We start from the raw sequence: 19,020 nt of genomic DNA on the forward strand, positions 1-19,020 counted from the left end.
CCTGCCGCCTGCCGCCTGCCGCCTGCCGCCTGCCGCCTGCCGCCTGCCGCCTGCCGCCCGCCGCCATGGGCAGATTTCGGATGCCCGTTGGGTGCTATTGCCGAATTGAATGCGTAGCGCCAATTCAGGCCCGCTCAAAACAAATCAATTTGCGGAGCCAAGGGCGCCGCAGCCAGTTCCCAACTCGCGACTTCGCTGTAGCGGTAGGCCGCCCCGTCACCCTCGCTGCGGACAAGCAGCACGCGATCAATGGTCCAATCGATGGGTTCTATTGCGATGGGCGCATCGGCGATTGCGGCGCGATAGCTGAGGGTGATGTGCGGCGCGTTCTGCGCCGACGCGCTGAGCCCTTGCTTTGCGAGCGCGGCGCTGATGGCGCGTAGCAGGTCGACGAATCCGGCCCGCATCCCTCTCGGCTTCAATGCGGAATGGCCTTCGTTGCTGACGATCCAGCTGAGCGTCATGGTGACAGCGTGCGCTGCGATCAAGCCACCCGCCCGCAGCAGGAGTTGTTCCACGTCCGGCATCTCGTCCGGCCAATAGCGACCCGACAGTGACTGATGCCAGTTGGCGCGCGCAACCAGCAAGGTGCGCAACCGCTGGTCCAGATGGAGTCCCTGAATTGCCGTTTCGATGCAGTCTCCTGCGTTAGCCGACGGGCAGGCCATGAACAGGTAGCGCGGCCGGCTCATCGGGGCCCTCGCCTCTCATCAAGACCATTTGCAATCGGGGGCATCCGCTCAGTCGCCTTAGCCCTCACGAGCGAGCGCCGCCCAGCGACTGCCGCACAAAGCGAACCAATGCACGTGCGGTTTCCGAGCCGCTGGGAAGCGGCAGCGTCAGCGCTTGCACCGTGTCGATACCGGCCAGCATGCGCCAGCCAGGCAGCACGTCCACCAGCGCAGCTGCCGCCAACGAGCCCAAGCTCGGCGTCCCGGCCGCTACTGTGCCGTCTTCATCCTGCAGCGCCCGCAGCGGCTCCACGCAGAAATCCGGTGCGATGACCAACCCGGCGCCGTGGCGCGCCAGGGCGACAAGTCCGTCCAGGTCACTGCCCCAGGCCACCGCCTGCAGCGACACGCTCTGCCGTCGTCCATCGTCGTGCTGCCACTCGGTGACGAGGGGCTCCTCTCCCTGGCCCAGCAGCAGCAGGGGCGCGTTGGCGAGATCCTGGGGCTCTTGCGCAGATGGGTGTCGGCCGCGACCGTAGACGCGCACCACAAAGGGCAGCACCGGCTGGGCGACCCATTGCTCGGGTGGCTTGCTGGTGACGCGGAACGCGATGTCCAGCCCTTCGCGCATCAGGTCCACGCGGCGATCCGTGAAGAAGAGTTCGTAGCGCACCGCCGGGTGCAGCAGTTGGAAGCGCGCGAGCAAAGGCGCGAGCACATGCCGGCCAAAACCGGCGGTGGCGCTGATGCGGATCGTGCCGTCGAGCTGGTCGCGCGCGTGCCGCAGGGCCAGGCGGGCGCTCTCTGCCGCATCACGAACGGCGCGGGCACGGGCGTGGAGGCGCCGGCCGGCCTCCGTCAGGCCCAGGCTGCGCGTGCTGCGGGCGAACAGCGCCAGGCCGACTGCGTTCTCGATAGCCGCAATGCGGCGGCTGATCGCCGCGCGTGTCAGCCCGAGGTCCCGCGCCGCCTGGGCAAAGCTGCCGGCCTGGGCAATGCGGGCGAAAAGCTCCAGCGCATTCGCGTCCAAAGCCTCTTCGGCAGCGGTCTGGCGGCGTCGACCGACGCCAGGCGGGGTGGGGTTCTTTGTCGACATTTTGTTGACGATCTGGAGCTTGCGGACGCTCTACTGCTTGAAAAGTTGCCAATCTAGACTGCCTCCACCGCCGTCACAAGCGCGCTGACCCGAGGTTCCGATGAACAGCCTTCCCTTGACCCCTGCCGATGCGCTGCCGCTGCCCATTCCGGCGGCAAGTGCACTGGACCTGGACGACATCCATGCCCGCGACCTGCAGGTGCGTGTCTGTCCGACGCCGCTGCGTTGCAGCGATGGCCGCCTGCTCGCGGCGCAGTGGTTCGAGCCCCCGCATGCTGTCGGCGTGCGCGCGGTGGCCGTGATCGGGGCCGCAACGGCGGTGCCGGCCAGCTATTACCGCCACTTCGCGGAGTGGCTGGCCAGGCGCGGCTATGCCGTGTTGAGCTTTGACTATCGCGGCATCGCTGCCTCGCGCCAGGCTCTGCAGTCCGGCGAGGACGTGCGCCTGCGGGATTGGGCTCGGGTGGACATGGGCGCTGCCTTGCACGCGGCAGACAAGCGTCGGCGCGAGGAGGCTGCGGCCCAGCGCCGCGAACTCGGCCTGCTGTGGGTCGGGCATTCGCTGGGTGGCAACTCGGTCGGCCTCGTGCCCGGCTTCGAGGACAAGGTGGACGCGCTGCTTGGCGTTGCGGCCCAGGTGGCCTACCTGGGGCATTGGTCGGGCTTCGCGCGCCTGCAGGCCTGGCTGTTCTTCCATCTGATGCTGCCGGTCGCAGTGAGGCTGTTCGGCCATGCGCCCGGCCGCATGCTCGGCCCGCGCGCCGAGAACCTGCCTGCTGCCGCGGCGCTGGAATGGGCCGCGTGGGGGCGAAAGCCCGGCTTCCTGTTCGGCGACGAAAGCCTGGCGCGCGAGCGCAGCTACCACCGGTTTACCGGCCCGGCGCATCTGTGGAGCGTCACCGACGACCATCTCTTCGGTCCGGCCGCCGCCGTCGACGCGCTGGCCGGCCATTTCAGCGCCGCGCGCGTGCAGCGCCATGCCGTCGCTCCGGCCGATCTGGGCGTCAGCAAGATCGAGCATTTCGGCCCCTTCCGACGTGACCTGGGTGCCAAGCTCTGGCCGCGCCTGCTCGAGCCCATCGAAGCCGCGACGCCTCGGCTTGCAGCACGCTTGCACTCGGCGTAAGCACCGCTGCGGTGCACGCTTGGGCGCGGCTAAGGTCGCGTCATGATCGACGACCGCTTTCTTGCCGACAACATCGCCGTGCTGCGCGCGCCGGTGCGGTTCTATTTCGACTTCTCCTCGCCCTATTCCTACATCGCCTCGGAGTGGGTCGAGGCCGTCGCCGCCCGGCATGGCCGGCGCGTGCAATGGCATGCCATCCTGCTCGGCGTGACCTTCCAGGCTGCAGAGCTGAGATCACCTGTGGCTCACCCGATCAAGCGCGACTACACGCTGCGCGACTTCGAGCGCTCAGCCCATTTCGCCGGACTGCCCTACCGTCAGCCCGATGCCTTTCCGATCGCGACGCAGAACGCGGCGCGCGTGTTCTGGTGGTTGCACGACCAGGATCCGGCTCGCGCCGTCGCGTGGGCGCACGCCGGGCTGCGCGCCTATTTCACGCGCGGTGTCTTGCTCAATGATGTTGAGGCACTGAAGGGGCTGCTGGCCGATTCCGGCATTGATGCCGACGCGGCCGAGGCCGCCTGGAGCGACTTGGTCTGGAAGAACCGCCTCAAAGCCGAGAACGACGCCGCCGTTGCCGCTGGCGTGTTTGGCGCGCCTCATTTCATCGTCGACGGTGAACCCTTCTGGGGCAACGACCGCCAGGCCCAGATCGAGCGCTGGCTGGGCAGCGGCCCGTTCAAGGGTATGGGCTGAGCCACACGTTCACGCGCGCGTCATGAGTGGCGGGCAGCATGCCCGCCATGCCGACGACGCAAGACACTGCTGCTGCCGCCGACACGCCCACGCTGTCGGTGCGAACCGTCTGGATCTCGGACCTGCACCTGGGCACGCCCGGCTGCCAGGCCAAGGCCCTGCTCGACTTCCTGCGCGACGTCGAGTGCGAGACGCTCTACCTCGTCGGCGACATCATCGACGGCTGGCAATTGCGCCGCTCCTGGTACTGGCCGCAGGCGCACAACGACGTCGTGCAGAAGCTGCTGCGCAAGGCACGCAAGGGCACGCGGGTCATCTTCATCCCCGGCAACCACGACGAGTTCGCGCGCAAATACCTCGCGCACAACTTCGGCGGCGTTGACGTGATGGAGGAGGCCATGCACGTGACGGCCGACGGCAAGCGGCTGTGGATCACGCACGGCGACCTCTACGACGGCGTCATCCAGTGCGCGCGCTGGCTGGCCATCGCGGGCGACCTGGCCTACGAATTCACCCTCAAGGTGAATCGCTGGTTCAACCGCATCCGCGCCAAGTGCGGGCTGCCGTACTGGAGCCTGTCGCGTTATCTGAAGCACAAGGTCAAGCGCGCGGTCAGCTATATCAACGAGTTCGAGAACGCCGTGGCGCGCGAGGCCAAGAAGCGTGGCGCGCATGGCGTCGTCTGCGGGCACATCCACCATGCCGAGATCCGCGAGATCGACGGCATCCTGTACTGCAACGACGGTGACTGGGTCGAGAGCCTGACGGCGCTGGTCGAGCACTTCGACGGCCGCCTGGAGATCATCGATCGCGGCGATGAAGCCGCGCTGCCGGGCATGCTGCCGGCTCCCAAGACCACGCCCGTGGCGCTGCCGATGCCGGCGGCCGCGAAGGCCGCGGCAGCGGACGCCGTCAGCTCAGTCTGAGCAGCGCCTGACCGGCGCGGATTTGCACGCCGGGCGCGATGCCATCCGCCAGCTCGAAGCCCCGAGGCACGAACACGATGATGGTCGAGCCATGCTCGAACCAGCCCATCTCCTGGCCCTTGACATGCGGTGCCGAGCAGGGCATTTCGTTCGCGCCTTTGCGGCCGAGATGCAGCAGCACGTCGAGGAAATGCAGGCGGATGCTGGCAACAAGGATGGCCGCCACCGGCACCAGCGCAATGGCGTGGCCGCTGGCCAGCGTCATGCGCACGACAGCGCGCTCGTTGCGGCAGAACAGCCGCTCGACGCGCTTCAAAGCCACCGGGTTCACGTTCCAGGTGTCGCCGCTCAGATAGCTCACATGCTCGACCGTGCCGTCGGCCGGCGCGTGGAAGCGGTGATACATCGCCGACGTCAGCCGCAGCGTGACGAAGCGGCCTCCCTCGAAGGTGCTCGCGTCCTGCGTCGGGCCGAACAGATCCGCGGTCGAGTACGGAAAGCCCTTGGCCTGGTAGACCTGACCGTGCTCGACCACGCCGGTGGCGCCGACGATGGCGTCGCTGGGGCTGGCCAAGACCTCGGGCCGCGCATCGAAGACGCGCGAGCCGGGTTTCAGTTCGCGCGTGAAGCAGTCCTTCAGCGAGCGGAACTCGGTGTGGCTGGCGTCGCTCAGATCGAGCGGGATGAAGCACCGCCACAGGCGAATGGTCAGTTTCGTCAGCAGCGGGCTCTCGATGCGCGAGAAACGCCCCATCAACTTCGTCAGCGCGATGCGTGGCACGCGGTTGGTCAGCAGGAAGTTCAGGTCTTCCTGCGCCACCAGGCGCTTGAACCAGCCCGGCCGGGACGTGATGCTGCCGTTCCTCCCGCCCGCCAGGGCGGGCGCTGCTTCCTGGTCTTTCATCAGAACTTATTGCTCAGCATCTCGCGGAACACGCTGCGGCGGATGGCCTTGGCGGTGAGCTCGGGCGCCGTCCACCACCAGCCGTCGGCTTGCATCTCGGCACAGGCGGCAGCAAAACGGTCCAGCACTTCCTCGAACTCGGCGTCGCCGTAGTTCAGGCTGAAGATGAACCGCCCCGTGCCCACCCAGCTCAGCGCCAGGCCGTGCTTGCGCAGATAGAACTGCAGCATCCAGTGGTAGCGGCCCGGCTGCGTGTAGAGCACCGTCCAGATGGTCGACAGGTTCGCCACGCGCACCGGCGCACCGGCCTGCTGCAGCCGCGCGTTAAAGCGCTCGGCGCGGGCGTTCCAGCGCGCATCCAGGCCGTCGTACAGGGCTTTCACCTCGGGGCGCTCGATGTGCTTCAGGAAGGCCGCCATCGCGGCCACCACATAGGGATGGGCATTGAACGTGCCACGAGCGAAGCAGATGTCGGCGGGCCGGTCCTCGCGGTAACGCGTCATCAGCGCGCGGCTGCCGCAGACCACGCCGACCGGCAGCCCGCCACCCAGCGTCTTGCCATAGGTGACGAGATCGGCCTTGACGCCGAAGTACTCTTGCGCGCCGCCAGGCGCGAGGCGGAAGCCGACGAAGACCTCGTCGAAGATCAGCACGATGCCGCGTGCGGTGCAGACCTCGCGCAGCTTCCTGAGCCACGCGGTATAGGCCTCTCGCTGATCCTTGTCGTAGTTCGCGCGGCGGCTGCCGTCGATCAGCGCGGAGTCACCCGGCGCATTCGCGTTCGGGTGCAGGGCCTGCAGCGGGTTGACGAGCACGCAGGCGATGTCACGGCGCGTGGCCAGCACCTTGAGCGAGCGCTCGGCCATGTCCTGCAGCGTGAAGGTCTCGCGCGGCGGCAGCGGGTTGCCGGGGCCGGGCTGCACGTCTTCCCACCAGCCGTGGTAGGCGCCGGCAAAGCGCACCAGGCGCTTCTTTCTCGTGTGATAACGCGCCAGCCGCACGGCCTGCATGACGGCCTCGGTGCCGGACATGTGGAAGCTCACCTCCTCATGGCCCGAGATGGCCTTCAGCCGCGACAGCACATCCAGCACGCAGGGGTGGTAGGCACCGAGCACCGGGCCCAGTTCGCGCGCCGTGGCCACGGCCTCGTCGATGCAGGCCTTGTAGGCGTCATAGCCCAGCACGTTGACGCCGTAGGAGCCCGTCAGGTCGTAGAACCGGTTGCCGTCCAGGTCTTCCACCTGCACGCCGGAGCTGACCTGCAGGAAGGCCCCCACCTTCAGGTGCTCGCGCAGCACCGGGCTGAACTGGAAGGGCACGCGGTAGCGGCCAGTGAAACGCAGATCGGAGATGGTCTCGCGTGCTGCTTCGGTCGCGGCCAGCGTCTTCGCGAAGCGCCTGTCGAACTCGGCACCCAGGCGCTGCAGCGCAGCACGGCGTTGCGAGGCGACGTGCTCCGGCGCACCATCGGCCGTGAAGAACTGCGCCAAGTCATAGGCATAGCCTGGCACCCAGCGCGCCAGCCGCTTGGCCATGCGCGAGTGACCGGCGAGGGACCGGTGCTTGGCCCGTGACAGCTCAATGCGCCGCTTGACCGCCGGCAGCAGCGCGAGCACGCCGAGGGCCAGCGCCGACAGGGTGAGGGTCTCGTCCATCAGCTCAGTGCGCCTGCTGGCCCACGTGGTCCATCGGGTCGATAAGCTGACCGCGCAGCAGATACAGCGGCGCCTTCCAGTACAGCATCACATCATGGAAAGGGTCGGTGATGATCTTGAAGCCCCAGGCCAGTCCCTGCATCAGGTTCTGCGTGACCCACAGCTGCACCACGCGGAACACCAGGCCCGTCACGCCCAGGCAGAACCAGGCCATGCCGACGTCCTCGAGGAAGCCCGGCAGGCCCACGGCCGGCTGGATCAGGCCGCCCAGCGACGGCGACAGCCACAGCACCAGCGGCAGCGCCACCCACACCGCCATCAGCACGATCTTGCGGCGGATGTTGTAGCCAATCTTGATCTCTTCCTTGTACTCGTCGGTGGCCTGGTTGACATGGTCGTAACCGCGCGGCTCGAAGAAGAAGTGACCCGCCTGGCGCGTCGTCATCGACACGCACCAGGCCAGCAGCGCGGCCCACGCGGGATTCACGAACAGCAGCGCATACGACACCAGGAAGCTCAGCGCGCTGATCAGGTGCAGGCTCTGGTTGATGCGGCTGTGGTGGTAGTAGCGGTGGTCGTCCCAGCGCTGGGTCTTCAGGGTTTGGAAGAACTCGTTCACGTCCCGTCCTCATGTTGGGTGGCAAGCGGGGCGGATGGTGGGGTGCTTGCGTGAAATCGGCGTGACGGTCCTGCTGTCATCGTTCTGTTGCATACCGGCGTGACCATTCGCGCATGAAATCCGCACACGACACCGACGACATCCTGGTCGACGACCTGCCCGCACCGCGCCACTCGCGCCGGCTCGCGGTGGTGACGGAGACCTACCCGCCCGAGGTCAACGGCGTCGCGATGTCGATGGCGCGCGTCGTCGACGGCCTGAACCGCCGCAACCACGACGTGCAGCTCGTTCGTCCGCGCCAGTCCGCCAAGATGGCGCCGTCACCGAGCGGCAACCCCGCCATCGACGAGGTGCTGACCAAGGGTCTGCCCGTGCCCCTCTACCCCAATCTGCGCATGGGCGTGCCGAGCAAGCGGGCGCTCGTGAAGCTGTGGTCGCTGAAGCGGCCCGACGTCGTGCACATCGCGACCGAAGGTCCGCTGGGCTGGTCGGCCCTGCAGGCGGCGCAGCACCTGGCGCTGCCCGTCACGTCGGACTACCGCACCAACTTCCACGCCTACGGGAAGCACTACCGCCTGGGCCTGCTGTCCAAGCCCATCATGGGCTATCTGCGCAAATTCCATAACCGCTGCGACGCCACCATGGTGCCCACCGAGGCCATGCGCGTGCTGCTGGCCGACCGCGGCTTCGAGCGGCTGACAGTGGTGGGGCGCGGCGTGGACGCCCAGCGTTTCGACCCCGCGCGCCGCAGCGCCGCGATGCGCGAGAGCTGGGGCGCGGGGCCGGATGATCTCGTGATGGGCTATGTGGGCCGACTGGCGCCGGAGAAGAACCTGGGCGTCGTGCTCGCCGCCTATGAGGCCGTCAAGGCCGTGCAACCACGAGTGCGGCTGGTGTTCGTCGGTGACGGCCCGATGCGCGCCGAACTGGCCGCGCGTGCGCCGGAAGCGGTCTTCGCCGGTTCGCGCAGCGGCGACGACCTGGCTGCGCACTACGCGGGGCTGGACATGTTCCTGTTCGCGAGCCTGACCGAGACCTTCGGCAACGTCACGACCGAAGCCATGGCCAGCGGCTGCGCCGTGGTCGCCTTCGAAAGCGCGGCGGCCGGCGAGTTGATCCGTAGCGGCGTGAACGGCTGGCTGGCGGGGCCGGGCAAGGAGTCGGACTTCATTGCAGCGACGCGCGTGGCGGCCTTCGACGCGGCGGCGCGGCGTGCCGTGGCCGAGCAGGCCAGGATGACGGCGCGGCGGCTGGACTGGGGCGACATCACGGCGCGTTTTGAATCCGTCCTCGAGGGCGCCATCGCGCACCGCGAGCCGGCCTTCCGACTGACGGGCCTGCAAGCTGCGACCTGAGGCTAGCGCCTCCGGCGCGAGTCCAGCCAGATCAGGCCGGCAATCGCCAGTGCCACCAGCAGTCCCAGGCCGCTGAGCGTCACCCCGATCGGCACGCCCGCGGCTTCGCAGCCCGCATAGGTGGCCAGCATGGCCAACACGCTCAGGTTCTCGTTGAAGCCCTGCACGGCGATCGACCGTCCCGCGCTCAGCAGGGTGGCTCCGCGGTGCTGCAGCAGGGCGTTCAAGGGCACGACCATCGCGCCACCCACGGCGCCGACCAGGGCCAGCACAACAGCAGCGGTGGCCACCTCGCTGACCTGCGCCACGACCGGCATCAGCAGGCCCAGCATCACGCCCGCCCACAGCCCATGCCGCGCCTGATGCAGCGCCAGCCAACGACCCGCCGCCGCGGCGCCGCCGATGACGCCCACCGCCACGGCCGCCTGCAGATACGCCGCCTGGTTMAAGGGCAGGTCGAGTGYCTCCCCCGCCCAGCGCAGCACCGCGAACTGCAAGGTCGCGCCGACGCCCCAGAACAGCGTCGTCGCCGCCAGCGACAGCCCGCCCTCACGATCGCGCCACAGCGTGCGATTGGCCGCGCGGAATTCGCGCAGCAGCGTCATCGGGTCATGCGCCTGGCTGCGCTGGCGTTGGCCGCTGTCCGGGATGCCCGCATTCAGCAGGCTGCTCACTGCATAGATCAGCAGCAGCGCCGCCAGCGAGCCGGTCAGCTTGTCGGCGGCCAGATCCAGCCCGTCGCAGAACTCGGCCAGACCCGAGCCCAGCCATTGGGGGCTGACCAGTGCACCCCCCAGCACGGCGCCCAGCAGCGCCGCGGACACGACGCTGATCTCGATCCAGCCATTGGCCTTCACCAGCGCCTCGGGCTCGGCCAGTTCGGTGATGAGGCCGTACTTGGCTGGCGCATAGGCCGCTGCGCCCAGGCCCACGACGGCCAGCGCGGCGACCGGGTGCAGGCCGCAGGCCAGCAGCCCGAGGCCGATCATCTTGACGAGATTCATCGCCGCCATCACGCGTCCCTTGGCGAAGGCATCGGCCAGCGGGCCGACCCAGGGTGCCAGCAGCACATAGGCCAGCATGAAGCCGAACTTCAGCAGCGGCGCCCACCAGGCCGGCCAGCCCTGCTGAACCAGCAGCGCGATGGCGACGATGAGCATCGCGTTGTCGGCCAGTGCCGACGCGAACTGCGCGCCGATGACGATGCCGAAGCCGCGCGGCAGCCGCGCCTGCCGTGAACAGGAGGTGGCAGCGGGCGCGAGGTCGGTCGTGGCGGTGGGCACAGGAGGCGCACTGTGGCTATGCGCCGTGAAGCGCCGATGAAACGGCGCATGAACTTCCGGTGACGGATGGAAATGCTGTAGTTGTATACAGTATCGCCATGGAAGTTCAGGACAAGCTCGCCATCCTCGCGGACGCCGCCAAGTACGACGCCTCCTGCGCGAGCAGCGGCGGCGAGAAGCGGGACTCTCGCGATGGCCGCGGCATGGGTTCGACCACCGGCGCCGGCATCTGCCACTCCTTCACGCCCGACGGCCGCTGCGTGTCGCTGCTCAAGGTGCTGCTGACGAACTGGTGCGTGTACGACTGCCTTTACTGCATCAACCGCAAGTCCAGCGACACGCGCCGCGCCCGCTTCGCCATCGACGAGGTCGTGGAGCTGACGCTGTCCTTCTACCGCCGCAACGTCATCGAAGGCCTGTTCCTGTCCAGCGGCATCATCCGCACGCCCGACTACACGATGGAGCAGGTCATCGAAGTTGCGCGGCGGCTGCGCGAGCAGCAGCACTTCAAGGGCTATATCCACCTGAAGACGATTCCCGACGCCAGCCCCGAACTCGTCGAGCGCGCGGGCCTCTATGCCGACCGGCTGTCCATCAACGTCGAGCTGCCCAGCGCCACCAGCCTGAAGGCCTTGGCGCCCGAGAAGGATGCTGACGGCATCGATCGCACGATGTCGCGCATCCATCTGCGCCTGCAGGCCGCGYGCGAGGCCAGGCGCGAGGCGCAGGCCGTGCGCTCGCTGCCCGGCGCCGCGGCACGCGCGGCCAGGCCGCCCAGCTTCGCGCCGGCGGGCCAGAGCACCCAGCTCATCGTCGGCGCCGATGCGTCGGACGACCGCGCCGTGCTGCAGTTGTCCAGCCGGCTCTACACGGGGCAGGGGCTGAGGCGGGTCTATTACTCGGCCTACAGCCCCATCCCGCATGCCAGCGCGGCATTGCCGCCGCAGGCGGCGCCGCTGATGCGCGAGCACCGGCTCTACCAGGCCGATTGGCTGATGCGCTTCTACGGCTTCGGTGCCGACGAGATCGTCACCGAGGCCGGCTTCCTGTCGCTGCACCACGACCCCAAGCTCGCCTGGGCGCTGGCCCATCCGGCCAGCTTTCCCGTCGACGTGGACCGCGCGCCGCGCGAGGCCCTGTTGCGGGTGCCGGGTCTGGGCGTCGCCTCGGTCGACAGGCTGCTGGCCGCACGCCTGCGCCGCCGGGTGCGCCGGGCCGACCTGCTGGCCCTCGGCCCGGCGGCCCGGCGCGCCTTGCCTTTCCTGGTCGCCGTGGATCACCGGCCGAGCGCGACGGATGTGCAGACGCTGGCGCGGCCGGCGCTTGCGCCCGAGCAGACCGCCTTGTTCTGATGAAGCTGCCGCTGCGTCACCCTGCCGACTGGGCCGGCTTTGCCGCGCAGCTGCCGGCGCTGCTGGCCGGCGGTGACGCGAGCTGGACCCGCGACGTCGGCGCCCAGGCCGCGCTGTTTGGCGAGGCCGCTGAGACAGGGGCGCGGCCATGGGCGCCGCCCGACGGCTGGGACGAACTCGGCCACCGGGTGGCCATGCACGCCGACGATGCACGCTACGCCCGCCTGCTCGCCTTTGCGCGCCGACTGCAGCGCGACGCTAGCCTGTGGGCCGACGTGCTCGATGCCGAGCGCCGCGGCCTGCAATCACTGGCCCGGCAGGTGGACCGCGACATCCACAAGATGCATGCCTTCGTGCGCTTTCGCGAGGTGACCGACGCGCAGGCCGCCGGGGGCCGCCGCCATGTCGCCTGGTTCGAGCCGACCCATCACATCCTGCGCGCCGTCGCGCCCTTCTTCGTGCGCCGCTTCGCCCAGCATCCCTGGGCCATCCTGACGCCGCGGGGCTGCCTGCACTGGGATGGCCAGCGCCTGTCCGGCGCCGGACCGGCGAGTCGTGAAGACGCACCGCCCCAAGACGCCTGCGAAGCGTTGTGGCTGACCTATTACCGCAGCATCTTCAACCCGGCCCGCCTCAAGGTCGCGGCGATGAAGAAGGAGATGCCGGTGCGCTACTGGGCGCTGATGCCGGAGACCACGCTCATCAGCGAACTGGTGCGCGAAGCGCCCCAGCGCGAGGCCGGCATGCTGGCGCCGCGTGATCAGTAGGCGAGGCGCAGGCCGATGCCGATCGAGTTCTGCCGCTGCGTGTAGTTCGACAGCGTGTTCATCGGGCCGAAATGCGCCTGCAGATAGATCGGCAGGTTGACGGCGCCCCAATTGAATTGCGGTTGCCAGCCGATGGTGTGCGAGGCGTGCCTGAAGCCACTGTCACCGATCTGCGACGTCAGCTCAAAGCGCCCCAGCCCGGGCCAGAACGCGCCGGCACGCACCGTGAGCCGTTCGTAGTCGGCGAACTTCAAACCCTGACCGGCCAGCGGCCCCCAGGTGATGGCCGAGTCGCTGCTCACATAGGCCTTGAGCTTGGCCCGCACGTCGTAGACGGGGGCACTGTCGTCCTGTGCGCCCCAGACCCATTCGCCCTGGACCGCCACGTAGTTCATGCCGCGGCTGATGGTGTCGAAGAAATGGCGATCGCCGCGCTCATAGGCCCGCTGGGCGTGCAGCCGGTCGTCGGCGTTGCTGACGGGCTCGACGACCTGGCCGTCGGACATGTGCTCGAAGCTGAGCTGCCAGGCGCCGCGGTTGTCGCCGCCAAAGAGGCTGGCCGGCAGCCGCAGGTGCAGGCCGGGGTTGTTGACACGGTTGATGACCGGCCCCGAGTCGCGCGAGCCCACATAGAAGTCGAAGCGGTTGGTATAGGAGACGAACACCTCGGCGCTGCGCAGTCGTTCCCAGAAGTCGGGGCGCTTGCTGTCGGCCTCCAGTGGCTGGACGACGCCGGCGCTGTCTGCCGTATCCGCGGCGGCCGGTGCGGGCTTCAGTGCGCGGGTTTTCTCGTTGCGCCGCTGCGGGCAGTTCACGAGGGAGTACTTCACCGACACCTGCCCGCGCAAGGCCCGCTCATCGCGCGGCGCCCAGCCGTTGTTGCTCATCTGGTTCCAGAGCCCATAGTTGTCGTGGAAGGCAACGAAGCGTTCCGGTCCTCCCGCCTTGCCGCAGCGCTCGGGTTTCTGGTCATCCTGCGCCTGGCTGGCCGTTGCGGCCAGGGTCAGAGCCGCGAGCAGGGAGCAGGCGGCGTGATTCAGAAGGGGTTTGGGCATGACAGGGCCTCGCAGGTCGATGCGGCACTGTCCCGCCCACGCGCGTCCCTGACATCGTCAAGTCTGAGGTGGCTGCGCCCACCTCGCTGCGCTCAACCCCGGCCCACGCCTTCGAACAGCAGGGCCAACTGGCTGGCGATCAGCAGCTCCTGCCGCGTCCAGGCCCGCGTGGCGCGGGCGTCCACCAGCCACAGCGCGCCGGCCAACTGGGCACCGTCGTAAAGCGGCACCTCGATGCGCGCTTCGGCGGCGCCAGCCAGTCCGGCCAGCTCGGCGTGGCAGGGATGGAGGGCCGCGTCCGGCAGCGCCAGCGGAGCGCCATGACGGGTCAGCAGGTCCACATAACGCGGCTGCTCATTGGCATTCAGCCCAGCGCTGCCGACCGGCCAACGGATGACGCTCGCCAACCCGAGGATGCGGGCGCTGGCCGTCTTCAGCTCGGCCAGCGCTTCGGGCGGCGGCGCGGCCGCCAGGCGCTGGCGCTGGCCGCACAGATGCAGCAGCAATTCTTCCGGCGTCAGCGGCGCGCCGCCCTCATCCGCCGGCGGCGCGGCGAGCGTCGCGCGTGCCGGCAGGCTCAGTCGCTCGATTTCGGACTGAAGTGCCAGGTGTTGCCAGAGGTGGTCCAGCGCGCCGGGCGCGTCGCCCTCGGCCTGCAGCAGCTCGGCCAGTTGCAGATGGGCCTGGCGAGCCTGGGCGCGGGCCTGGATGCGCTGGGCCAGCGCGAGGCCGTGGCGGGTGGAGCGCACGGCGCCCGCGTTGTCGCCGCGGGCCAGCGCGATCTCGGTCCAGGTGCGGCTGGCCGCCGCCTCCAGCCACGGGTAGCCATGGCGGGCCGCGATGTCCAGGGCCAGGCGGCAATCGGCCACGGCCCAGTCCATGCGCTGGCGGGCCAGGGCCGCGCGAGCCAGATGCCAGTGCGCTTCGGCCTCGAAGACGCGATGGCCACCGCGCCGCGCCGCCGCCAGGCCGTGGCTGAAATGCCGCTCGGCGGCCGGCAGGTCGCCGGTCTCGATGCTGCCGACGCCGATGTTCAGCGCCAGCTTGGCGGCCAGATAACTGTCGTCCCCGTCATTGCTGGATTGGGCGAGGTGCTCGCCGGCATCGCGCATCTGGCGCAGGCCGCGCGACCAGTCGGCCTGGGCGTAATGGATCTGGCCAAGGCCGATGCGCGCGGCCACGCCGGTCTGCAGATGGCCACTGACCTCGGCCAGGTCCAGGGCCCGCGACCACTGCTCGCTGGCGAGCTGGTACTCGCCTTGCTGATAGGCGATGCGGCCCAGCGCCTCGCACACGCGGGCGGCCTGCACCGGGAAGTGGCCGGCCGCCGCCAGCGCGCCGGCCTGTTCCAGCGCCGGCAGCAATTCCAGCGCCTGGCCTCGGGGCTCCAGCAGACCGAAGCGCGCATAGAGAGCGTCGACGCCGACAGCGGTGTCGCCAGCCGTGAAAGCGTTTACGCTGAGGGCTTCCAGCAACCGGTCCGCCGCGGCCGGATGGCGATGGGCGACGCGGGCGATACGGCCCAGCAAATCGGCCAGGGCCTCGCTGGCGGCAGGGTGAAGAGTGAACACGGCGGCAGATCCGGAAGAGAGAGCGGGTTGGTTTCTCACTGGTATTCTTGTCGATTCCGAGAGCTGATCACACTCTGACTCGGGCTGATCCTTAGCCTGATTGAGTGGCCGTAGACCAGTTTAAAACCAATTGACGACCCTCGCCGTTGGTATTAGAGTGGTATCGACTAAACCCCGTCGACCATGCCGCTTGCTCTCGATCCCTCCCTGCTGACTTCCCACGACTCCGGCCGTCCCGCGCGCTGGTGGGTCGGCATCGATGGGGGCGGTACCAGCACGCGGGCCGTGGTGGCGGATGCCGAGGGTCGCATCGTCGGCCGCGGCGAGGCGGGCGCCTCGGCGCTCAACCAGGGCACCGAGCAGGCCTGGAAGCATATTGAAGAAGCCATAGCCCGTGCCGGCGTGGCCGGTTTGGCGCTGCGGGATTGCGCTATCGGGCTGGGCCTCTCCGGCACCGGTGTGCCGGCGCAGTTGCGCGCCTTCGTGGCTGCCGATCCTGGCGTGGCACGCTTCTCTCTGGTGACCGACGGCCTCGTCGCCCTGCTGGGGGCCCATGGCGGCCGGCCGGGTGCGCTGTTGATCTCCGGTACCGGCTCGGTCGCCGAAGCGCTGTTGCCCGACGGCAGCCGCCGCATGGTGGGCGGCTGGGGCTGGCAGATCGGCGACGAAGGCAGTGGTGCCTGGCTGGGCCAGCAGGCCATGAAGCTGGCCCAGGCCGCCTACGACGGCCGCGCCGCCACCGGTCCGCTGGTGCAGGCCGTCTGGCGCCAGGCCGGCGCCACGCGCGAAGACATGCTGGGCTTTTGCGCCCAGGCGGGGCAGGGCGGCTATGCCAGCCTCGCGCCCCTGGTCTTCGAGCACGCGGAAAACGACGCTGCCGCCAGCGCGCTGCTGGCCGAGGCCGCCAGGGCGTTGGACGCCCTCGCAGCAGCCCTTCATCCCACCCTGCCGCTGGCCCTGGCCGGCAGCATCGCGCTGCGCCTCGCGCCGCGCCTCAGCCCGGCCTTGCAGTCACGCCGTGTCGAACCCCAAGGCGAGCCGGTCACCGGCGCGCTCTGGCTGATTCAACAACAAGAAATGAACCCCGCATGAGCGCTGTTTTCGCTTTCAAGCCCGACCCCAACGCGGCGTCGCCTCTCTATATGCAGCTGGCGCAAAGCCTGGCGACGGCCATCCGCGACGGCGTCTTCCACGCCGACGAGGCCTTGCCGAGCGAGCGCGTGCTGGCCGAGCAGCTCGAGCTGTCGCGCGTCACCGCGCGCAAGGCCATCGACCGTCTCGTCGAGCAGGGGCTGATCATCCGCAAGCGCGGCTCGGGCAACTACATCGCGCCCAAGTTGGAGCAGCCGCTGACGCGCCTGACCAGCTTCTCCGAAGAGCTGCACCAGCGGGGCTTCGTGCCCAGCTCGCGCTGGCTGCTGCGCGGCTTCACGCCGGCGGCACCCGACGAGCAGCTGTCGCTGGAGCTCAAGAGCGGCGAGCGCGTGGCGCGCCTGGAGCGCCTGCGCCTGGCCGACTCGGTCGTCATGGCCTACGAAGTCTCGGTGCTGCCGCAGACCGTGCTGCCCGACCCGCAAAAGGTCGAGGCCTCGCTCTACACCCACCTCGGCGACCGCGCCCCGGTGCGTGCCCTGCAGCACATCCGTGCGCTGAATGCCGACGCCAAGCTCGCCGGTCTGCTGGAAGTGCCGTTAGGCGCGGCAGTGCTCTTCATCACGCGGGTCGGCTATCTGTCATCCGGCCAGGCCGTCGAGCTGACGCATTCCTACTGCCGCAGCGACTACTACGACTTCGTCGCCGAAATGAGGCGTGACTGATGCGGCTTGAAGGCGACATCGTCACGCCGCAAGGCGTGATCACCGGCCACCTGGACATCGCGCACGGTCGCATCGCGGCCCTCAGTGGCACGCCCATCGACGTCTCGCGCGCCGGCGAGGGTGGCCGGCCCATCCTGCTGCCCGGCTTCGTCGACACCCATGTGCACGGTGGCGGTGGCCGCGACACGATGGAGGGCGGCGACGCCATCACGACGATTGCGCGTCGCCATGCGCGCCACGGCACGACGGCCTTCCTGGCCACGACGATGACCGCGCCCGTCGGCGAGATCGAGGCCGCGCTGAAGGCCCTCGGCCCGGTCTGCCGCGAGCGCGGCCGCCAGTCGGCGCGCGTGCTCGGCGTGCATCTCGAAGGTCCCTACATCAGCCCCGACAAGCTCGGTGCCCAGCCCGCTCACGCCATTCCCGCGACGCTGGAAGAGGTGCAGCGCCTGAACGAATTTGCGCCCATCAAGGTGCTGACCATCGCGCCCGAGATGACCGGCCACCTGGCCCTCATCGGCCCGCTGCGCGACGCTGGCATCCGCGTGCAGATCGGCCACAGCAACGGCGGCTACGACGACGGCGTGGCCGCCATCAAGGCCGGCGCGGCCGGCTTCACCCACCTCTTCAACGCGATGACGGGCCTGCACCACCGCGAGCCCGGCATGGTCGGCGCTGCGCTGGCGCATGGCGAACACGCCGAGCTCATCCCCGACCTCATGCATGTGCACCCCGGCGCCATCCGCGTCGCGCTGCGCAGCATCCCGGGCCTGTTCTGCGTCACCGACTCGACGGCCGCCGCCGGCATGCCCGATGGCGAATACCGCCTGGGCGAATACACGGTGCAGAAATGCCTGGGCGGCGTGCGCCTGGCCGACGGCACGCTGGCCGGCAGCGCACTGACCATGGACCAGGCCCTGCGCAATCTCGTGCAGGTGCTGGGCCTGGATTTGATGGATGCCGCACGGCGCGTGTCGACCGCGGCGGCCGAGTATCTGGGCCTGGGCGACCGGGGGCGCCTCGCCGCCGGCGCCTGGGCCGATGTGGTCGTGATGGATGCCGCGCTGAACCTGCGGCGCGTGTTTGTAGAAGGTGAAGAGATCGATGTCGTCGTTGATGCTTGAGGAGGCGCTGAGCGCGCCGGACGTGGTGGCCCGCCAATTGGCCGCGGACCCGCTGAGCTATGCCCGCCTGGGCCAGGCACTACAGGAGGTGCCGCCCACCAGCGTGCTGACGATTGCACGTGGGAGCTCCGACCACGCCGCCCATTACCTCGCCTATCTCGTCATGGCGCGCCTGGGCCGGCTGGTCACTTCGCTGCCGATGTCGCTGATCACGCTCTACCAGAGCCGCATCCACTGCCAGGGCCTGTTGTCCATGGCCTTCTCGCAGTCGGGCCAGAGCCCCGACCTGATCGCGCCGACGAAATTTTTCCGCGAAGGCGGTGCACGCACCGTCGCCTTCGTCAACGCCAGCGGCTCACCGCTGGCCGCCGCCGCCGAGCATGTGTTCGAACTGCATGCCGGCGCCGAGAAGAGCGTGGCCGCGACCAAGAGCTATATCGCCCAGCTCGTCGCCGGTGCCCGCGTCGTGGCCGCGTGGCAGCAGGACGATGCACTGCGTGCCGCGCTCAACGTGCTGCCCACCGCGCTGGAACAGGCCGCCAGGCTGGACTGGAGCGCGGCGCTGCCGGTGCTGCAGAACGAAGAACGCCTCTTCGTGCTCGGCCGTGGCACCGGCCTGGCCGTCGCGATGGAAGCGGCGCTCAAGCTCAAGGAAACCTGTGGCATCCAGGCCGAGGCCTTCTCGGGCGCCGAGGTCAAGCATGGCCCCATGGCTCTCGTGCGCGACGGCTACCCGCTGCTGATCTTCGCGCCGCGCGGCCCGGCCCAGGCCGGCCTGCTGGCCATCGCCGAGGAAATGCGCGGCCGCGGTGGCCGTGTGCTGCTGGCCGCGCCCATCGGCACGCCCGGCGCCGAGCTGCCCCTGGTCACCACGGGCAACGAGGACCTCGACCCCATCGCCCTCGTGCAGAGCTTCTATCCCATGGTCGAGGCGCTGGCGCGTGCCCGCGGCTTCAACCCCGACGTCCCGCCCAACCTCGCCAAAGTCACCAAGACGCATTGA

Annotated in this window: 18 protein-coding genes; 10 read left to right on the forward strand and 8 right to left on the reverse strand. The window is 69.2% G+C overall.

The window, feature by feature from the left end:
* Nucleotides 1–134: 134 nt before the first annotated feature.
* Both AC1D2H_RS28925 and AC1D2H_RS28930 read right to left on the reverse strand, forming a co-directional pair.
* Entirely contained in the window at nt 135–692 is a 558-nt protein-coding gene (locus AC1D2H_RS28925; protein ID WP_478013288.1) for a 2'-5' RNA ligase family protein, read from the reverse strand.
* A 64-nt stretch (nt 693–756) separates the two neighbouring features.
* Nucleotides 757–1,767 carry a LysR family transcriptional regulator gene (locus AC1D2H_RS28930; protein ID WP_477937934.1) on the reverse strand — a complete coding sequence of 337 codons (1,011 nt, stop codon included), beginning with the start codon at nt 1,765–1,767 and terminating at the stop codon, nt 757–759.
* A 100-nt stretch (nt 1,768–1,867) separates the two neighbouring features.
* Between AC1D2H_RS28930 and AC1D2H_RS28935 the strand changes: the two genes are divergently transcribed.
* From AC1D2H_RS28935 to AC1D2H_RS28945, 3 genes are read left to right on the forward strand one after another with little or no spacing between them, the layout of a single operon-like run.
* Nucleotides 1,868–2,893: an alpha/beta hydrolase family protein gene (locus AC1D2H_RS28935; RefSeq protein WP_478013289.1), complete on the forward strand. Its 1,026-nt coding sequence runs from the start codon at nt 1,868–1,870 to the stop codon at nt 2,891–2,893.
* 42 nt (nt 2,894–2,935) lie between these two features.
* Entirely contained in the window at nt 2,936–3,589 is a 654-nt protein-coding gene (locus tag AC1D2H_RS28940; RefSeq protein ID WP_478013290.1) for a DsbA family protein, read from the forward strand.
* Nucleotides 3,590–3,636: 47 nt separating this feature from the next.
* Nucleotides 3,637–4,515 (forward strand): UDP-2,3-diacylglucosamine diphosphatase, encoded by an 879-nt coding sequence (locus AC1D2H_RS28945; RefSeq protein WP_478013291.1) that lies wholly within the window; start codon nt 3,637–3,639, stop codon nt 4,513–4,515.
* Here AC1D2H_RS28945 and asd read toward each other — a convergent pair.
* The 3 genes from asd to AC1D2H_RS28960 are packed head-to-tail and all read right to left on the reverse strand — an operon-like array spanning nt 4,502 to nt 7,693.
* Nucleotides 4,502–5,419 (reverse strand): archaetidylserine decarboxylase, encoded by a 918-nt coding sequence (gene asd, locus AC1D2H_RS28950; RefSeq protein ID WP_478013292.1) that lies wholly within the window; start codon nt 5,417–5,419, stop codon nt 4,502–4,504. The two genes, AC1D2H_RS28945 and asd, sit on opposite strands and share 14 nt — an antisense overlap.
* Complete coding sequence (locus AC1D2H_RS28955; protein WP_478013293.1) at nt 5,419–7,074, reverse strand: aminotransferase class III-fold pyridoxal phosphate-dependent enzyme; 1,656 nt, start codon at nt 7,072–7,074, stop codon at nt 5,419–5,421. Before AC1D2H_RS28955 ends, asd begins: the two co-directional genes overlap by 1 nt.
* Nucleotides 7,075–7,078: 4 nt before the next feature.
* Nucleotides 7,079–7,693: an Mpo1-like protein gene (locus AC1D2H_RS28960; RefSeq protein ID WP_477937103.1), complete on the reverse strand. Its 615-nt coding sequence runs from the start codon at nt 7,691–7,693 to the stop codon at nt 7,079–7,081.
* A 113-nt stretch (nt 7,694–7,806) separates the two neighbouring features.
* Here AC1D2H_RS28960 and AC1D2H_RS28965 point away from each other — a divergent pair, with 113 nt between their 5' ends.
* Nucleotides 7,807–9,048, forward strand: coding sequence for a glycosyltransferase family 4 protein (locus AC1D2H_RS28965; protein ID WP_478013294.1), 1,242 nt, complete (start codon nt 7,807–7,809; stop codon nt 9,046–9,048).
* Between the two features lie 2 nt (nt 9,049–9,050).
* Here the strand turns inward: AC1D2H_RS28965 and lplT are convergent, their stop codons facing one another.
* Nucleotides 9,051–10,331 carry a lysophospholipid transporter LplT gene (lplT, locus tag AC1D2H_RS28970; RefSeq protein WP_478013295.1) on the reverse strand — a complete coding sequence of 427 codons (1,281 nt, stop codon included), beginning with the start codon at nt 10,329–10,331 and terminating at the stop codon, nt 9,051–9,053.
* A gap of 98 nt (nt 10,332–10,429) precedes the next feature.
* Between lplT and AC1D2H_RS28975 the strand changes: the two genes are divergently transcribed.
* Entirely contained in the window at nt 10,430–11,683 is a 1,254-nt protein-coding gene (locus AC1D2H_RS28975; RefSeq protein WP_478013296.1) for a putative DNA modification/repair radical SAM protein, read from the forward strand.
* Entirely contained in the window at nt 11,683–12,450 is a 768-nt protein-coding gene (locus AC1D2H_RS28980; RefSeq protein WP_478013297.1) for a TIGR03915 family putative DNA repair protein, read from the forward strand. Before AC1D2H_RS28975 ends, AC1D2H_RS28980 begins: the two co-directional genes overlap by 1 nt.
* Here AC1D2H_RS28980 and AC1D2H_RS28985 read toward each other — a convergent pair.
* Together AC1D2H_RS28985 and AC1D2H_RS28990 are read right to left on the reverse strand one after the other, a co-directional pair.
* Nucleotides 12,444–13,505: a hypothetical protein gene (locus AC1D2H_RS28985; RefSeq protein WP_477937091.1), complete on the reverse strand. Its 1,062-nt coding sequence runs from the start codon at nt 13,503–13,505 to the stop codon at nt 12,444–12,446. The genes AC1D2H_RS28980 and AC1D2H_RS28985 overlap by 7 nt on opposite strands.
* Nucleotides 13,506–13,597: 92 nt before the next feature.
* Nucleotides 13,598–15,076 carry a hypothetical protein gene (locus tag AC1D2H_RS28990; protein ID WP_478013298.1) on the reverse strand — a complete coding sequence of 493 codons (1,479 nt, stop codon included), beginning with the start codon at nt 15,074–15,076 and terminating at the stop codon, nt 13,598–13,600.
* Nucleotides 15,077–15,259: 183 nt separating this feature from the next.
* On the opposite strand from AC1D2H_RS28990, the gene AC1D2H_RS28995 reads away from it, so the two are divergent.
* From AC1D2H_RS28995 to AC1D2H_RS29010, 4 genes are read left to right on the forward strand one after another with little or no spacing between them, the layout of a single operon-like run.
* Nucleotides 15,260–16,168, forward strand: a complete 909-nt coding sequence (locus AC1D2H_RS28995) for a glucosamine kinase nucleotide-binding domain-containing protein (RefSeq protein WP_477937087.1) — start codon at nt 15,260–15,262, stop codon at nt 16,166–16,168.
* Entirely contained in the window at nt 16,165–16,893 is a 729-nt protein-coding gene (locus tag AC1D2H_RS29000; protein ID WP_477937085.1) for a GntR family transcriptional regulator, read from the forward strand. Before AC1D2H_RS28995 ends, AC1D2H_RS29000 begins: the two co-directional genes overlap by 4 nt.
* Nucleotides 16,893–18,017, forward strand: coding sequence for an N-acetylglucosamine-6-phosphate deacetylase (gene nagA, locus AC1D2H_RS29005; protein ID WP_478013299.1), 1,125 nt, complete (start codon nt 16,893–16,895; stop codon nt 18,015–18,017). Before AC1D2H_RS29000 ends, nagA begins: the two co-directional genes overlap by 1 nt.
* Nucleotides 17,998–19,020 carry an SIS domain-containing protein gene (locus AC1D2H_RS29010; protein WP_478013300.1) on the forward strand — a complete coding sequence of 341 codons (1,023 nt, stop codon included), beginning with the start codon at nt 17,998–18,000 and terminating at the stop codon, nt 19,018–19,020. Before nagA ends, AC1D2H_RS29010 begins: the two co-directional genes overlap by 20 nt.

This window comes from Roseateles sp. P1_C1_2 (genome assembly GCF_056406535.1).

Excerpts from the sequence above, each read along its gene's own strand:
- AC1D2H_RS28925 (WP_478013288.1), bottom strand. The coding sequence starts at position 692 with ATGAGCCGGCCGCGCTACCTGTTCATGGCCTGCCCGTCGGCTAACGCA.
- AC1D2H_RS28930 (WP_477937934.1), bottom strand. The coding sequence starts at position 1,767 with ATGTCGACAAAGAACCCCACCCCGCCTGGCGTCGGTCGACGCCGCCAG.
- AC1D2H_RS28935 (WP_478013289.1), top strand. The coding sequence starts at position 1,868 with ATGAACAGCCTTCCCTTGACCCCTGCCGATGCGCTGCCGCTGCCCATT.
- AC1D2H_RS28940 (WP_478013290.1), top strand. The coding sequence starts at position 2,936 with ATGATCGACGACCGCTTTCTTGCCGACAACATCGCCGTGCTGCGCGCG.
- AC1D2H_RS28945 (WP_478013291.1), top strand. The coding sequence starts at position 3,637 with ATGCCGACGACGCAAGACACTGCTGCTGCCGCCGACACGCCCACGCTG.
- asd (WP_478013292.1), bottom strand. The coding sequence starts at position 5,419 with ATGAAAGACCAGGAAGCAGCGCCCGCCCTGGCGGGCGGGAGGAACGGC.
- AC1D2H_RS28955 (WP_478013293.1), bottom strand. The coding sequence starts at position 7,074 with ATGGACGAGACCCTCACCCTGTCGGCGCTGGCCCTCGGCGTGCTCGCG.
- AC1D2H_RS28965 (WP_478013294.1), top strand. The coding sequence starts at position 7,807 with ATGAAATCCGCACACGACACCGACGACATCCTGGTCGACGACCTGCCC.
- AC1D2H_RS28980 (WP_478013297.1), top strand. The coding sequence starts at position 11,683 with ATGAAGCTGCCGCTGCGTCACCCTGCCGACTGGGCCGGCTTTGCCGCG.
- AC1D2H_RS28985 (WP_477937091.1), bottom strand. The coding sequence starts at position 13,505 with ATGCCCAAACCCCTTCTGAATCACGCCGCCTGCTCCCTGCTCGCGGCT.
- AC1D2H_RS28995 (WP_477937087.1), top strand. The coding sequence starts at position 15,260 with ATGCCGCTTGCTCTCGATCCCTCCCTGCTGACTTCCCACGACTCCGGC.
- AC1D2H_RS29000 (WP_477937085.1), top strand. The coding sequence starts at position 16,165 with ATGAGCGCTGTTTTCGCTTTCAAGCCCGACCCCAACGCGGCGTCGCCT.
- nagA (WP_478013299.1), top strand. The coding sequence starts at position 16,893 with ATGCGGCTTGAAGGCGACATCGTCACGCCGCAAGGCGTGATCACCGGC.
- AC1D2H_RS29010 (WP_478013300.1), top strand. The coding sequence starts at position 17,998 with ATGTCGTCGTTGATGCTTGAGGAGGCGCTGAGCGCGCCGGACGTGGTG.